The sequence below is a fragment of the Nocardia sp. NPDC005998 genome, from assembly GCF_040614395.1.
Lineage (GTDB): Bacteria > Actinomycetota > Actinomycetes > Mycobacteriales > Mycobacteriaceae > Nocardia.
On sequence record NZ_JBEXUI010000027.1, the window covers coordinates 68,713 to 82,997 of the forward strand.

Sequence of the window (14,285 nt, forward strand, 5' to 3'; positions counted from 1 at the left end):
GCGTCAGGGAGTTATGGCCTCGATCCGGGCGAGGTGGGCGGTGAGGATCTCTTCGAATGCGGCGCTCCGGTCGGCCCCGAGGGGGCGGATCTCGCGGGCGAAGTGGGCCAGGGCGGGGAAGCGGTCGGGGTCGGCGCCCAGGACTGCGACACGGAACTGCTCCATGCCCTGTTCGTACTCGCCGGGGGTGAGGGTGCCGATGCCGGCCTCGGAGGCAATCAGCGCGGCGAGGAGAATCACGATCCGGTGGTAGTGGCGCGGAATCTCCTCATCGGGCAGGCCCGAGGCCCGCAAGGCCTGTAGCACCTCCTCCATGACCAGCCGGGAACCGGTGCCGCCGGAGCCGTAGCGTCCCCAGATTGCGGCGAGTTGGGGGTGCTGACCGAAGGCCTCTCGCACGCGCAGGGCTGTTGCGGTGATGCGCTGCTTCCAGTCGCCCCCAGGGCGGTAGCCGTCCATCGCGGCCGCCAGGATCCGGTCCACGACCGCGCGCAGCAGCTCGGTCTTGTTGCGGAAGTGCCGGTAGAGGCTGGAAGAGTCGGTCCCGAGCGCCGCGGCAAGCTTGCGCACGCTGAATGACTCGGCGTTGCTCGTGCGCAGCAGCTCCGCCGCCGTGTCCAGGATTTCTTCGGTCGACCAACGCCTTCGGCCTGCCATCTCGCCCCTCTCGTCCAGGCTCAGCCTAACCTATGCACTTGCCGTTGCACGCAGTGCGTGCAACGCTAAGCGCACATGCTGGCTGAGAGGCCTGGCCGGGAGAAGGAGAGATGCAGACATGAGCGAGACCACTGCTGTGCAGCGGCCACCGGAGCCGGAGTTCTCGGCGATAACAACCGAGGAACTGATCGCCTACCGCGACGCGGAGAATCGCTGGCGGGCCTCCAGCGCGGCGTGGCCGATCATCGGGGAGCCGGACGCCGGGGCCGCGATCGAGTGGCAGGAATTAGCGCTGCCGGGCCGCGACCTTCCGGTCCGGGTGTACCGGCCGGCGTCGACGGGCGACGGCGCGGCCGACACCCGAACCGACCTGCCACTCGTGGTCCATGTGCACGGAGGCGGTTACGTGGGCACAGCGGCGCAATGTGACTGGACCAACAGCCACCTCGCCGCCCACCTGCCCGCGCTCGTCGTCTCGGTCGAGCACCGCCTCGTCGCCCCGGACAGCCCACTCGCGAACGCCGCCGACGACGGCTGGGACGTGCTCGAGCACGTGGTGCAACACGCTGCGCAGTGGGGCGTCGACCCGGCGCGCACGGCCGTCTTCGGCGAGAGTTGCGGCGCGCTGATCAGCGCCCTGACCGCGATCCGGGCCCGGGCGATCGGCCTGCGGCTCGTCGCGCAGGTGCTGGTCAACCCCGTAGTCGAGGTGACCGAGACGATGTATGACTATCCCTCTATCTCCGAGTACGCATACAGCCCGACCCGCGCCGTTCCGGTACTGCGGCTCTTACAGCGGCTCGCCGTCCCGCCGGGAACCGACGCCCGCGCATTCTCGCCGCTGTACGCGGACGACCTGAGCGGGCTCGCCCCCGCGCTGGTCGTGGTGCCGACCCGGGACGCAGTCGCCGATCACGGCCGCCGCTACGCCGAGCGACTGCGGGCGGCCGGGACGTCCGTGTGGCTCACCGAATACCCAGGAGCGCGGCACGCGTTCCTCACCCTGTCCGGCGTGGAACCGCAGGCCGGGGTCGCCCAGGCGGAGATCCTCGAGTTCCTGCGCGCGGCCCTGACACAGAGTGACGGAGGAACGACGCAGTGCACCCCCCCGGGCCCTGCGGTCTCCCGGCTCGGCCTCGGCTGCATGAGTATGACCGGCAGCTACGGTCCGGCCGACCTACCGACCACTGGTGTGTAAAGCCGAACCGAACTGTGTTGGCTTGTGCGCGAACGTCTTTCTAGTCCAGCAGCGCGTAAACCGTCTCGCGTACCTGCGGGTGATAGCGCGTCAACTGAGGCGCGATGCGGCGCGCTTCATGCAGCGAATCGAGCGCGTGACGATGATCCCCGTGCAGCAGCCACGCCCGCGACAGGTCGATCCAATAGTGCCCGCTACGGCTTGGCGCGGTGCCACGTGGCAGGCGAATCGTGGCCGTCCGCGTGACAGCCGTTGTGCCATCGGACAATTCGACAGGTACGGCAACCCGGTGAATCCCGACGTTGGCCGCGCCGAACTTGGTGCCGTAGTAATTCGCGCGCTCCTGCCCCGGCCTGATCTGTTCGACAGCGGCCGACGGATGACTGTCGGCAAGCTCGGTATCGCCGATCCGTGCGGCCAGAATCGCCGCCCGCAGATGCAGCACACCCCGCGCAGCCGATGCGGGCGCACCAGAGGGTGCGAGATCAATGAACGTCGAGGCTCGGTTGATAGGCGCAGCCCGACTCGATGCGAGCCGTCGAACGTCGGTGATCAGAACCATGTCAGGGACGGCCAAGAATAGGGCCGTGACCTCCTGGTTCTTCGGTGGGCGCAGAGGGGTTCGAACCCCCGACCGCTGGTGTGTAAAACCAGAGCTCTACCACTGAGCTATACGCCCGGGATCCGTCGGTGGGTTACCGACGGGCCGGTCTAGGACTCTAGCGCGGCGAGCGCTTTCTCCCAAGCCGCCTGGTCACGGGGCTCGCCGGGGCCGTTCATTTCGGCGAAACGGATTGCGCCGCCGCGGTCTACGACGAAGGTGCCGCGGTTGGGGTAGCCGGACTTCTCGTTGAAGACGCCGTAGGACTGGGCGACGGCGCCGTGCGGCCAGAAGTCGGACAGCAGCGGGAAGATGTAGCCCTGCTCGGCGGCCCAGATCTTGTGGGTGGGCGGCGGGCCGACCGAGATGGCGAGTATCTCCGCATCGTCGTTCTGGAACTTGGGCAGCTCATCGCGCACCTTGCACAGCTCGCCCTGGCAGATCCCGGTGAAGGCGAGCGGATAGAACACGAGCAGCACGTTCTTCTTGCCGCGGTAGTCCGAGAGCGTGACGTACTGGTTGTTCTGGTCCCTGAGCGTGAAATCCGGCGCGACAGTGCCGATTTCCAGCGGGCCAACCTCGAGTGGCATCACTGATCCTCCATCGTGTCGGGCTGCGCCGGGCGGTGGGAACACCGCCCGGCGAAACCATAGCGAAGCGGTCAGCGCTGTTTCGAGGGTGCCTTGGGCTGCACGAGGCGGCTGCCGGACCAGGCACCGAGGCTGATCGCCGACGTTTGCGTCAGACCCGCGGTGGGCGCCGCTTCGGCGATATCGCTCGGATCGACATGACCAGGTTGCCCGGTCTTGGGGGTGAGCACCCAGATGAAGCCTTCGTCGGCCAGCGGGCTGATGACTTCCATCAGCTCATCCGCCAGATCGCCGTCGCCTTCACGCCACCACAGCAGTACGGCGTCGACGACCTCATCGGAGTCTTCGTCGACCATCTCCCCGCCGCTGGCCTCTTCGACGTCGGCTCGCAGGTCGTCGTCGGTGTCCTCGTCCCAGCCCAGCTCCTGGACAACCATGCCGTGTGTAATGCCAAGCTTCTGAGCGTAATTCTGCGCGTCCGCCGCGGCGACCACGGTGGTGTCCTCCTCAACTCCAGACAATAGTTAGTTGCAAGCGAACATGGTTATCGCCTCGAGCGCAAGCTGATCGGAGGAAATACCCACGGAATGTCGCATGACAACATCGTGTCATCGACCGATTATCGCCACCCGCACTCGGTTCGTGGGATGAATCAGCGTTTCGGGCATGCGTCCTTGACCGCGTTGCGTGCGTCGTTGACCCGTTTGCTGGCGTCGTTGAGCGCGCCGACCGGCGCGGTGTAGGTCATTTTGCGGGTTTCGGCGGCCAGCTGCCGGGCGGCGGCGACGTATTCGGTGAATTTCGCCTGCAGGTCGGCCGGTAGCGCGCCGTTGGCGTTGTTCACGCCGGTCTCGACCTTGGTTGCGGCGTCCTCGAGCGTCTTGGCGGCGGTATCGCGCTTGGCGTTGTAGTCCGGCGCGTTCGCATCGTGGGCATCTACGAAATCGTTGTACTTGGAGACCCCGACGCCTGTAGTCGTGGGGAATTGACCACAGTTGTCGCTGATCGCCTGTGCCTGTGCCGCGGCCTTGCGCGAGGAGGTGGCCGCCGCGGAGGACGAGGCCGCCTCGGTCTTGTAGGCGGCTAGTTCCGAGGCATTCGGATTGGCAACGCCGTCAACGTGTTTCGCACAGCCGGCGACGGTAAGGCCGATCACGACTGCCGCTGCCGCGCACACCGCTCCGAACCCGCGTGGGTCCAGCACCTTCATCGTCCTCCCGGCTCCTCTTTATCGTCGGCGGTACTCGACTCACGTTCCCTGCGGAACCGTACTGTAGATGCCCCTGACATGATGACCTGGGCCACATCTTCCGCAAGGATGGAGGTGCGCCCGAACCTAACGTAGACGGGTGGTCCGCCAACCAAGCGTGCCCATCCGGGGAAACAGACGCCCATCAGCTTGTTCACCCCTGTACGAGGAGCAGATTTGACCGACCTGATCCACTCTTCCGCACCAGCGAAATCCGCTGGTGACAACTCCGCGCCCGGCGATCCGAACGGATCGCACGTGCCGCCGACCGGCGGGCGGGTGCGGGTGATCCGCGAAGGGGTGGCGTCCTACCTACCGGACATCGACCCGGAGGAAACCTCCGAATGGCTCGAATCGTTCGATGACATGCTCGACCGGGAGGGTCCGGGCCGCGCGCGTTACCTCATGCTCCGGCTGTTGGAACGCGCCGGTGAGCGTAGGGTCGCCATTCCATCCCTGACCTCCACCGACTACGTCAACACCATTCCCACCGAGAACGAGCCGTGGTTCCCCGGCGACGAGGAGGTGGAGCGACGCTTCCGGGCCTGGATTCGCTGGAATGCGGCGATCATGGTGCATCGGGCGCAACGTCCCGGAATCGGTGTCGGCGGTCACATCTCGACCTACGCGTCCTCGGCGGCGCTCTACGAGGTCGGCTTCAACCACTTCTTCCGCGGCAAGGACCACTCCGGTGGTGGCGATTCGATCTTCATCCAGGGGCACGCCTCGCCGGGCATCTATGCCCGCGCGTTCCTCGAGGGCCGGTTGAGCACCGACCGGATGGACGGCTTCCGGCAGGAGTACAGCCACGGCGGTCCGGGGCACGGCCTGCCGTCGTACCCGCATCCGCGGCTGCTGAACGACTTTTGGGAGTTCCCGACGGTGTCCATGGGCCTGGGCCCGATGAATGCCATCTACCAGGCGCGGTTCAACCACTACCTGCACGACCGCGGCATCAAGGACACCTCCGATCAGCACGTCTGGGCCTTCCTCGGCGACGGCGAAATGGACGAGCCGGAGTCGCGCGGCCTGATCCAGGTGGCGGCGAACGAGGGGCTGGACAATCTCACCTTCGTCATCAACTGCAACCTGCAGCGTCTCGACGGGCCGGTGCGCGGCAACGGCAAGATCATCCAGGAGCTGGAGTCGTTCTTCCGCGGCGCGGGTTGGAACGTCATCAAGGTCATCTGGGGTCGCGAGTGGGACGCGCTGCTCGGCGCCGACCGCGACGGCGCGCTGGTGAATCTGATGAACAGCACCCCCGACGGCGATTACCAGACCTACAAGGCCAATGACGGCGCCTATGTCCGTGACCACTTCTTCGGCCGTGACCCGCGGACCAAGGCGCTGGTGCAGGACCTCTCGGATCAGGACATCTGGAACCTCAAGCGCGGCGGTCACGACTACCGCAAGGTCTACGCCGCCTACGCGGCCGCGATGGCGCACAAGGGTCAGCCGACGGTGATCCTGGCCAAGACCATCAAGGGCTACACCCTCGGCAAGCATTTCGAGGGCCGCAATGCCACGCATCAGATGAAGAAGCTGACCCTGCAGGACCTCAAGGACTTCCGTGACCTGCAGCGGATTCCGATCTCCGACGCCGAACTGGAGAAGGATCCGTATCTGCCCCCGTACTACCACCCGGGTATGCAGGCGCGTGAGATCCAGTACATGCTCGATCGCCGCAAGGCGCTCGGCGGGTTCCTGCCCGAACGGCGCGCGGCGGCTAAGCCGCTGCAACTGCCGGGCGACGAGGCGTACCGGTCGGTGCGCAAGGGTTCCGGCAAGCAGAACGTGGCCACCACCATGGCCCTGGTTCGGCTCATGAAGGAGCTGTTGCGGGACAAGGAGATCGGCAAGCGGATCGTGCCGATCATTCCGGACGAGGCTCGCACCTTCGGTATGGACTCGTGGTTCCCTTCGTTGAAGATCTACAACCGCAACGGGCAGTTGTACACCTCCGTCGACGCGGAATTGATGCTTGCCTACAAAGAGAGTGCTGTCGGGCAGATTCTGCACGAGGGCATCAACGAGGCCGGTTCGACCGCGTCGTTCACCGCGGCAGGCACCTCCTACGCCACCCACGGCGAGCCGATGATCCCGCTGTACATCTTCTACTCGATGTTCGGTTTCCAGCGCACCGGCGATGGATTGTGGGCTGCCGCGGATCAATTGGCGCGCGGTTTCGTACTCGGCGCAACCGCCGGGCGAACCACGCTGACCGGTGAGGGTCTGCAGCACAACGACGGCCACTCGCTGCTGCTCGCCTCCACCAATCCGGCCGTGGTCACCTACGATCCCGCGTTCTCCTTCGAGATCGCGCACATCGTGCGGGACGGCCTGCGCCGGATGTACGGCGGCGGCACCCCGCAGCCCGGCCCCGGCGCACTGCCCGGTACGCATCCGCACGGGTCCGCGGGCGAGTTCGGCGGCGAGGACATCTTCTACTACATCACCCTCTACAACGAGCCGTATGTACAGCCCGCCGAGCCCGACGATCTCGATATCGCCGGACTGCTCAAGGGCATCTACCTGTACAAGCGCGGCGGCGAGGGCAGTGTGCGCGCGCAGATCCTGGTCTCGGGCGTCACGGTGCCCGACGGCGTGCGGGCCCAGGCGCTGCTCGCCGAGGACTGGGGTGTGCAGGCCGATGTCTGGTCGGTGACCTCGTGGGGTGAGCTTCGCAAGGAGGCCCTCGACAAGGAGATCGCCCAGCTGCGCAGTCCGGGCACCGACGCCGGGGTCCCGTATGTCACCCAGGCACTGGCCCGGGTCGATGGTCCGTACGTGGCCGCGACGGACTGGATGCGTGCGGTGCCGGACCAGGTCCGCAAGTGGGTTCCCGGCGACTTCACCACGCTCGGCACGGACGGTTTCGGTTTCTCCGACACCCGTCCCGCCGCGCGCCGGGTCTACAACGTCGATGCGCAATCGATCGTGGTCGCCGCGCTGGCCGCACTGGCACGGACCGGCAAGATCGATCCCGCGAAGGCCACCGAGGCCGCGGTCAAGTACCGCATCGATGATGTCGACGCCGCGCCGAAGTCGGCTCCCGGCACCGAAGATGAACTCGCATAGCGGACGATTGGATGGTGGAACGTAAACCGCCGCGGCCGCGTCGGATCTCCGAAGGCTCCTCCGAGCACGAGGTGTATCTGCCGACGGGCGCACTCTCACCGAACCGGCAAACCCGTGACCCGCTTCCGGACACGCTGCTCAAACGCGTGAAGCAGTTCTCCGGACGCCTCTCCACCGAGGCGGTCGGGTCCATGCAGGATCGGTTGCCGTTCTTCGCCGATCTGGACGCCGCACAGCGCGCTGGCGTGCAGATGCTGGTGCAGACCGCGGTGGTGAACTTCCTGGAGTGGCTGCAGGACCCGGAAAGCGATATCCGGTTCAGCCTGGATGCCTTCCAAGTGATTCCGCAGGATCTGGCGCGGCGGCTGACGCTGCGCCAGACCGTGGATATGGTCCGCGTGGCCATGGAGTTCTTCGAACAATGGCTGCCCGCGCTCGCGCGCAATGACCGGCAGCTGGTCGCGCTCACCGAGGCGGTGCTGCGGTACGGGCGTGAGCTCGGCTTCGCGGCCGCCTCGGTGTACGCGAGCGCCGCGGAATCGCGTGGCGCGTGGGATACCCGACTGGAGGCGCTCGTCGTCGATGCCGTGGTGCGCGGCGATTCCGGTCCGGACATGCTCTCGCGGGCCGCGACATTGAACTGGGACGCCACCGCACCGGCGACGGTGCTGGTCGGCACCCCGCCGGGGGATCAGGGCGTATCGATGGTCGGTTCGGTGCACACCATCGCCGCGCGGCATGGCCGCGCGGCGCTGGCCGTCGTCCAGGGCTCGCGACTGGTCATGGTGGTCAGCGGAAATCTCGGCGATACCTCTTATGCCTCACCATTTCTCACGGATCTGCTGGCCGAGGTGTTCTCCGACGGTCCGGTGGTGATCGGCCCGACCATGCGGACTCTCGGCGCGGCGCATGCCAGCGCGGTGGAGGCGCTGGCCGGAATGGAGGCGGTGGTCGGCTGGCGCGGGGCCCCGCGACCGGTGCACGCGGCGGAATTGCTGCCCGAGCGCGCACTGCTGGGCGATCGAGCTGCGATCGACGCGTTGAACGAGTATCTTGTCCTTCCGTTGGCCGCCGCGGGTTCCTCGCTGGCGGACACACTCGAGGCCTATCTGGACGGCGGCGGCGCTGTCGAGACGTGTGCCAGGCAGCTGTACGTTCATCCAAATACGGTCCGCTATCGCCTCAAACGGATAGCTGAGATCACGGGCCGCGATCCGATGAATCCGAGGGATGCGTACGTACTCCGGATCGCTGCAACAGTGGGTCGTTTGACACGAACTCGTAACGAACCGTCAACACCTGTCCCAGAAGTCACTCAATACTCGGCGGGTAACGAAGGGCTGTAACGGATTCGGCGAACCGGTCGATCGGGACACGCCACATGGGATTTTGTGGGACCCCCACAAAAGCGAGCAAAAAGGTTCATTCGCGTCGACATCTCGTGCGGCGCACCTCACAGTGTTCTCTTAGAGGTGTGATCGCGTTGTTCGCCCCTGGACAGGGGTCCCAGACACCCGGCATGCTCGCGCCCTGGCTCGACCTTCCAGGCGCGACCGATCGCCTCGCCATCTGGTCCAAGGCCTCCGGCCTGGATCTGCTCCGGCTCGGCACCACCGCGACGGCGGAGGAGATCACCGACACCGCCGTGACCCAACCACTCGTCGTGGCCGCGGCCCTGCTGGCATATGCCGAAATCGAGCCGGAGTCGCTTCCGGCGGCTACCATCGTTGCCGGACATTCGGTCGGTGAGCTCGCCGCTGCCGCGGTCGCCGGAGTCATCTCCGCCGACGAAGCGGTGACCTTGGCCGCCATCCGCGGTGCGGAAATGGCCAAGGCGTGCGCGCTGGAACCGACCGGCATGTCAGCGGTGCTCGGTGGCGATGAGGCCGCCGTGCTCGCGCGGCTCGAAGAACTCGACCTGGTCCCGGCCAACCGCAACGCAGCGGGGCAGATCGTGGCCGCCGGACGTTTGACCGCCCTGGCGGAACTCGCCGCGAACCCGCCCGAGAAGGCGCGGGTGCGTGCGCTGCCCGTCGCGGGGGCGTTCCACACCGCGTTCATGGCCCCGGCCCAGGATGCTGTGACGGATGCCATAGCCAAGATCACGCCGAACGAGCCGACCCGGACCCTGCTTTCGAACTTCGACGGCAAGCCGGTCGCCTCGGGTGCCGACGCGGTCGCTAAGCTCGCGGCGCAGGTCACCCGGCCCGTCCGGTGGGATCTGTGCACCGAAACCGTGCGACAGGCGGCGGTTTCGGCCGTGGCGGAGTTGCCACCGGCGGGCACGCTCGTCGGTATCGCAAAACGGGAGATGAAGGGCACGCCAACCTTGGCCCTGAAGACCCCCGAAGACCTCCCCGCGTTGGCCGGGCTCAGCACTTCCGGCTAGCTTTCCACCGGCGATTGTGTAATCAAATGCACGATCGTGACCGAGCAAGCGGTAACCATCGGCTCGCTCGATTCGAAAAACAACAGTGAAGCCCTACAAAGTAGATAAGAAGGGAGCCACGAAGTGGCCGCTCTGACCCAGGAACAAATCGTCGAGGAACTCGGCAAGATCATCGAAGAGGTGACCGGTATCGAGCCCTCCGAGGTGACGATCGAGAAGTCCTTCGTCGATGACCTGGACATCGACTCGCTGTCCATGGTCGAGATCGCGGTTCAGACCGAGGACAAGTACGGCGTAAAGATCCCGGACGAGGATCTGGCCAGCCTGAAGACGGTCGGCGACGCTGTCGCCTACATCCAGAAGCTCGAGGCCGAGAACGCTGACGCGGCCGCGGAGCTCAAGGCCAAGTTCGACGCCGAGTAGGGCCGACACTGTGACCACTCCTTCCACCTTGAACGGGAACTTCCCCAACGTCGTCGTTACAAGCCTGGCGGCGACCACGTCGATCGCTGGTGATGTCGATGCGACGTGGAAGGGACTCCTCAACGGCGAGAGCGGCATCGACGTTCTCGAGGATTCCTTCGTCGAGGAGTACGACCTTCCGGTCCGCATCGGCGGTCACCTGAAGGTTCGACCCGACACCCTGCTGAGCCGTGTCGAATGTCGGCGCATGGCCTACGTCGAGCAGCTCGCGACCGTTCTCGGTCGTGAGGTCTGGCAGAACGCGGGCAGCCCCGAGGTCGACCCGGAGCGTCTGGGTGTGGCGATCGGTACCGGACTCGGTGGCGGAGACGCGCTCATCGACTCGGTCGACAAGCTGAAGAACGGTGGCTATCGCAAGATTTCGCCGCTGGCAGTTCAGATGGTCATGCCGAATGGTCCGTCGGCCGTCGTCGGCCTCGAATTGAAGGCCAGGGCAGGAGTGGTCACTCCGGTCTCGGCATGCTCATCGGGCTCCGAGGCCATCGCCAATGCATGGCGAATGATCGTCATGGGTGACGCCGATATGGTCGTCACCGGTGGCGTGGAGGGTTTCATCGATGCGGTGCCGATCGCGGCATTCACCATGATGCGCGCGATGAGCACCCGCAATGATGATCCGAAGGGGGCCTCGCGTCCGTTCGACAAGGATCGCGACGGTTTCGTCTTCGGTGAGGCCGGTGCGCTGATGGTCATCGAGACCGAGGAGCACGCCAAGGCACGTGGTGCGACGATCCACGCGCGGCTGCTCGGCGCCGGTATCACCTCCGACGGCTTCCACTTGGTCGCACCGGACCCCACGGGCGACGGTGCCGCACGGGCGATGACCAGGGCGATGCAGACCGCGGGTCTGACGCCGAAGGACATCACCCACATCAATGCCCACGCGACCGCGACTCCGATCGGCGACACCGCCGAGGCGAACGCGATCAACAAGGCCGTGGGCAACCACGCTTCGGTGTACGCGCCGAAGTCGGCACTCGGGCACTCGATCGGCGCCGTCGGTGCGCTCGAATCGGTGCTCACCGTGCTCAGCATCCGGGACGGCCTCGTGCCGCCGACGCTGAACCTGGAAAACCAGGATCCGGAGATCGATCTGGATGTGGTGCACGGCGAGGCTCGCCGCCAGGAGATCGAGTACGCGATCAACAACTCGTTCGGTTTCGGTGGGCACAACGTCGCGCTCGCCTTCGGTCGGGCATAGCCGCTCGGTAACCGATTCAGTCTGTGCGGGGCCCCGACATGGCAGCGCAAGCTGCCGCCTCCGGGGCTTGACCGCTCAGACTGGCTGACTGCACAACGATCCCGGTGGGGTCGACCAACGCCAAAGTCGGTCGACCCCACCGGTGTTCGACATACGCAGCCGCGGTAGCGGCGCACTGCCTTGAGGTGAGGAGAAAACGCGATGACAATTGTGGCTCCCGCGTTTCGACCAGAAACTGCGACCGATCCGCGTGATCCGCTCGGTCGGCTCCAACGCTTCTTCGACCCGGGAACCGTTCTGCCGCTGCACCCGCGCGACAAGTCCGGCGTGCTGGCCGCGATCGGCGAGGTGGATGGTGTCCGCACCGTTGCCTACTGCTCCGATGCCACCGTCATGGGCGGCGCGATGGGCGTGGAGGGCTGCAAGCACATTGTCGACGCGATCGATACCGCCATCGACTCCGGCATTCCGGTAGTCGGCATCTGGCATTCCGGCGGCGCTCGCCTGGCCGAGGGTGTCGAGGCGCTGCACGCGGTCGGGCTGGTCTTCGAGGCCATGGTCCGCGCGTCGGGACTGGTACCGCAGATTTCGGTGGTACTCGGCTTCGCGGCCGGTGGTGCCGCCTACGGTCCCGCGCTGACCGACATCGTGATCATGGCGCCGGAGGGGCGGGTCTTCGTGACCGGTCCCGATGTGGTGCGCAGTGTGACCGGTGAGCAGGTCGATATGGCGACCCTCGGTGGTCCGGAGACGCACGGCAAAAAGTCCGGTGTCACCCACATCGTGGCCAATGACGAGGCCGATGCGCTGCACCGCGGTCGTCGCTTGGTGTCGATGTTCGCCGAGCAGGGCGAATTCGATCTGATCGCCGCCGCACACGGTGACGTCGATCTGAAGGCGATGATGCCGGAGTCGGCCAAGCGCGCCTACGACGTGAAGCCGATCGTCCACGAGCTGCTCGACAACGTCGACGGTGAGTCCTCGTTCGAGGAGCTGCAGGGTGGTTACGCGCGCAGCATTGTCACCGGTCTCGGACGGCTCGGCGGGCGCACCGTGGGTGTGCTGGCCAATAACCCGATTCGCCTCGGTGGCTGCCTGAACTCCGAAAGTGCCGAGAAGGCCGCGCGTTTCGTGCGGTTGTGCGACGCGTTCGGTATTCCGCTGGTGGTGCTTACCGATGTGCCCGGGTACCTGCCGGGTGTCAGCATGGAGTGGGAGGGTGTGGTGCGCCGCGGTGCCAAGCTGCTGCACGCGTTCGCCGAGGCCCGCGTCCCACGCGTCACGCTGGTAACCCGCAAGATCTACGGTGGCGCCTACATCGCGATGAATGCCCGGTCGCTGGGCGCGACCGCGGTGTACGCGTGGCCCGGCTCCGAGGTCGCCGTCATGGGCGCCAAGGCCGCGGTCGGCATCCTGCACAAGAAGGCACTTGCGGCCGCGCCGGAGGACGAACGTGCGGCGCTGCACGAGCGTCTGACGGTCGAGCACGAGCGCATCGCCGGTGGTGTCGAGCGGGCGATCGCGATCGGTGTGGTGGACGAGGTCATCGACCCGGCCAAGACCCGCAGCACCATCGCCGCGGCACTGGCGGCAGCGCCGGTGCGCAAGAGTCACCACAAGAACATTCCGCTGTAAATCCAGTAGCGGAAGCGGGTCTCGGGATTTTCCCGGGGCCCGCTTTTAGGCGCTTGGTGTGGATCTGAGTCTCGGCGAGCAGATCACGGCAGTCGGCGTGTTGATATTGACCTCGAAAGGTATGGCGGGGGTTCCGGGGGTCGTCATTTCTTGCGCTCTCGGCGACGATCACCACCATCGGGCACGGGTCGATTCCGGTGGCGGTGGTCGCGCTGTTGCTCGGGGCCGATCGGCTGATGGATTCGATGCGGGTCACGGTGAATCTGCTCGGCAATTGCGTTGCGACGTTTGTGGTGGCGAAGTGGGAGGGGCAATTGGATTCGGAGCGAATGCGCAAGGTGCTGGATGGAGAACAGGTGCCGCCGTTGCAGGACGCTGATCCGATGGTCGCGTATTCGGCGGAGGCGGGCTGAGGAGCGGCGGGGAAAGCCGCCGCCGGGCAACGACCGATCGGTAGCATACGGCCGCCGGTCGCGTACCGGCACCGCGGGTGCACCGGCGAGGCGCATGTCTCCCTGCGATGCGATTGCTGCGGCGCCGAACTCACCGCCCGGGATATCACCGGAACCGGGTCCCGGAATGACGGAGACGCCCGGACGCCAGGCGGGTTGACCGGCCCCGGATTCGGCTCGCGCATACCGAATGAGCGCCTCGCAGGTCGTGCCCTGTGCGAGGCGCTCATTCGGTATGCGGCAGCTCGATAGTGACCTGAGGGGTGGGGTGTCGTGGCTGGGCGGCGGTCGAGACGCTGGAAATGGGAGTTTGGTGGGGCAGGTAATTCGGTGAAAGATGCCATACGGGTCCGACTCGGCTTGTACTCTGCGGGCTGGACTGAAATGCTGCTACTCCTGATCTCTAGAACGGGGAACGTGTTGAAGGTTTGTCTCGCCGCCGTATTCGCCTGTGGTGCGGTGCTTCTCGGCGCCACCGCATGCAGTAGCGGGACCGAATCGCATGGCGATCACACCCCGACCAGTGCGTCGACGACCGCGGTAGCGTCGACCAGCGCGGTCGCGCCGTCGAGTAGTGCGCCCGAGGCCCCTGCGCCCGCTCCGCAAGTGGTGCCCGCGCCGGAAGCGACATCGCTGGCGCCGCCCGCCCCGGAGCCGCAAGTGGCACCGGCACCGCAAGCGCCACCGGCGGCGCAGCCGGCACCGCAGGCGCCACCGGCGGCGCAGCCGGAACCGGCCAAGCCGGCACCCAC

General features: G+C 66.4%; 13 protein-coding genes, 1 tRNA gene and 1 pseudogene. 8 read left to right on the forward strand and 7 right to left on the reverse strand.

Features of this window, described 5'->3' with window-relative positions:
- Positions 1 to 3 precede the first annotated feature (3 nt).
- Positions 4 to 657, reverse strand: a complete 654-nt coding sequence (locus ABZ293_RS29010; RefSeq protein ID WP_355185764.1) for a TetR/AcrR family transcriptional regulator — start codon at positions 655 to 657, stop codon at positions 4 to 6.
- A 118-nt stretch (positions 658 to 775) separates the two neighbouring features.
- Here ABZ293_RS29010 and ABZ293_RS29015 point away from each other — a divergent pair, with 118 nt between their 5' ends.
- On the forward strand, positions 776 to 1,855 hold the full coding sequence (locus ABZ293_RS29015) for an alpha/beta hydrolase fold domain-containing protein (protein ID WP_355185766.1): 1,080 nt from the start codon (positions 776 to 778) through the stop codon (positions 1,853 to 1,855).
- Between the two features lie 40 nt (positions 1,856 to 1,895).
- On the opposite strand, the gene ABZ293_RS29020 is transcribed toward ABZ293_RS29015, so the two are convergent.
- The 5 genes from ABZ293_RS29020 to ABZ293_RS29040 form a co-directional block, all read right to left on the reverse strand.
- On the reverse strand, positions 1,896 to 2,417 hold the full coding sequence (locus ABZ293_RS29020; protein WP_355185768.1) for a hypothetical protein: 522 nt from the start codon (positions 2,415 to 2,417) through the stop codon (positions 1,896 to 1,898).
- Positions 2,418 to 2,462: 45 nt separating this feature from the next.
- Positions 2,463 to 2,534 (reverse strand) — tRNA-Val (locus ABZ293_RS29025).
- Positions 2,535 to 2,566: 32 nt separating this feature from the next.
- Positions 2,567 to 3,046: a peroxiredoxin gene (locus ABZ293_RS29030; protein ID WP_355185770.1), complete on the reverse strand. Its 480-nt coding sequence runs from the start codon at positions 3,044 to 3,046 to the stop codon at positions 2,567 to 2,569.
- Between the two features lie 71 nt (positions 3,047 to 3,117).
- Positions 3,118 to 3,540, reverse strand: a complete 423-nt coding sequence (locus tag ABZ293_RS29035) for a DUF3052 domain-containing protein (RefSeq protein ID WP_040688342.1) — start codon at positions 3,538 to 3,540, stop codon at positions 3,118 to 3,120.
- A gap of 158 nt (positions 3,541 to 3,698) precedes the next feature.
- Positions 3,699 to 4,256, reverse strand: a complete 558-nt coding sequence (locus tag ABZ293_RS29040) for a hypothetical protein (RefSeq protein ID WP_355185772.1) — start codon at positions 4,254 to 4,256, stop codon at positions 3,699 to 3,701.
- A 297-nt stretch (positions 4,257 to 4,553) separates the two neighbouring features.
- Between ABZ293_RS29040 and aceE the strand changes: the two genes are divergently transcribed.
- The 7 genes and pseudogenes from aceE to ABZ293_RS29075 form a co-directional block, all read left to right on the forward strand.
- Positions 4,554 to 7,373: a pyruvate dehydrogenase (acetyl-transferring), homodimeric type gene (gene aceE, locus ABZ293_RS29045; RefSeq protein WP_355185842.1), complete on the forward strand. Its 2,820-nt coding sequence runs from the start codon at positions 4,554 to 4,556 to the stop codon at positions 7,371 to 7,373.
- Positions 7,374 to 7,384: 11 nt separating this feature from the next.
- Positions 7,385 to 8,719, forward strand: a complete 1,335-nt coding sequence (locus tag ABZ293_RS29050; RefSeq protein WP_355185774.1) for a helix-turn-helix domain-containing protein — start codon at positions 7,385 to 7,387, stop codon at positions 8,717 to 8,719.
- Positions 8,720 to 8,847: 128 nt separating this feature from the next.
- The gene (locus tag ABZ293_RS29055) at positions 8,848 to 9,762 is read left to right on the forward strand and encodes an ACP S-malonyltransferase (protein WP_354959744.1); all 915 of its coding nucleotides are present in this window, start codon (positions 8,848 to 8,850) and stop codon (positions 9,760 to 9,762) included.
- Positions 9,763 to 9,885: 123 nt separating this feature from the next.
- Positions 9,886 to 10,185, forward strand: coding sequence for a meromycolate extension acyl carrier protein AcpM (gene acpM, locus ABZ293_RS29060; protein ID WP_014982996.1), 300 nt, complete (start codon positions 9,886 to 9,888; stop codon positions 10,183 to 10,185).
- A 10-nt stretch (positions 10,186 to 10,195) separates the two neighbouring features.
- Positions 10,196 to 11,446: a KasA/KasB family beta-ketoacyl-ACP synthase gene (locus tag ABZ293_RS29065; protein WP_354959745.1), complete on the forward strand. Its 1,251-nt coding sequence runs from the start codon at positions 10,196 to 10,198 to the stop codon at positions 11,444 to 11,446.
- Positions 11,447 to 11,647: 201 nt separating this feature from the next.
- Positions 11,648 to 13,081, forward strand: coding sequence for a carboxyl transferase domain-containing protein (locus tag ABZ293_RS29070; RefSeq protein WP_355185776.1), 1,434 nt, complete (start codon positions 11,648 to 11,650; stop codon positions 13,079 to 13,081).
- Between the two features lie 49 nt (positions 13,082 to 13,130).
- Positions 13,131 to 13,494, forward strand: a pseudogene (locus ABZ293_RS29075) (cation:dicarboxylase symporter family transporter); the annotation flags it as partial.
- Positions 13,495 to 14,042: 548 nt separating this feature from the next.
- On the opposite strand, the gene ABZ293_RS29080 reads toward ABZ293_RS29075, so the two are convergent.
- On the reverse strand, positions 14,043 to 14,285 hold the full coding sequence (locus tag ABZ293_RS29080) for a hypothetical protein (protein ID WP_355185778.1): 243 nt from the start codon (positions 14,283 to 14,285) through the stop codon (positions 14,043 to 14,045).

Excerpts from the sequence above, each read along its gene's own strand:
- ABZ293_RS29010 (WP_355185764.1), bottom strand. The coding sequence starts at position 657 with ATGGCAGGCCGAAGGCGTTGGTCGACCGAAGAAATCCTGGACACGGCG.
- ABZ293_RS29040 (WP_355185772.1), bottom strand. The coding sequence starts at position 4,256 with ATGAAGGTGCTGGACCCACGCGGGTTCGGAGCGGTGTGCGCGGCAGCG.
- ABZ293_RS29015 (WP_355185766.1), top strand. The coding sequence starts at position 776 with ATGAGCGAGACCACTGCTGTGCAGCGGCCACCGGAGCCGGAGTTCTCG.
- ABZ293_RS29070 (WP_355185776.1), top strand. The coding sequence starts at position 11,648 with ATGACAATTGTGGCTCCCGCGTTTCGACCAGAAACTGCGACCGATCCG.
- ABZ293_RS29030 (WP_355185770.1), bottom strand. The coding sequence starts at position 3,046 with ATGCCACTCGAGGTTGGCCCGCTGGAAATCGGCACTGTCGCGCCGGAT.
- ABZ293_RS29050 (WP_355185774.1), top strand. The coding sequence starts at position 7,385 with ATGGTGGAACGTAAACCGCCGCGGCCGCGTCGGATCTCCGAAGGCTCC.
- ABZ293_RS29020 (WP_355185768.1), bottom strand. The coding sequence starts at position 2,417 with ATGGTTCTGATCACCGACGTTCGACGGCTCGCATCGAGTCGGGCTGCG.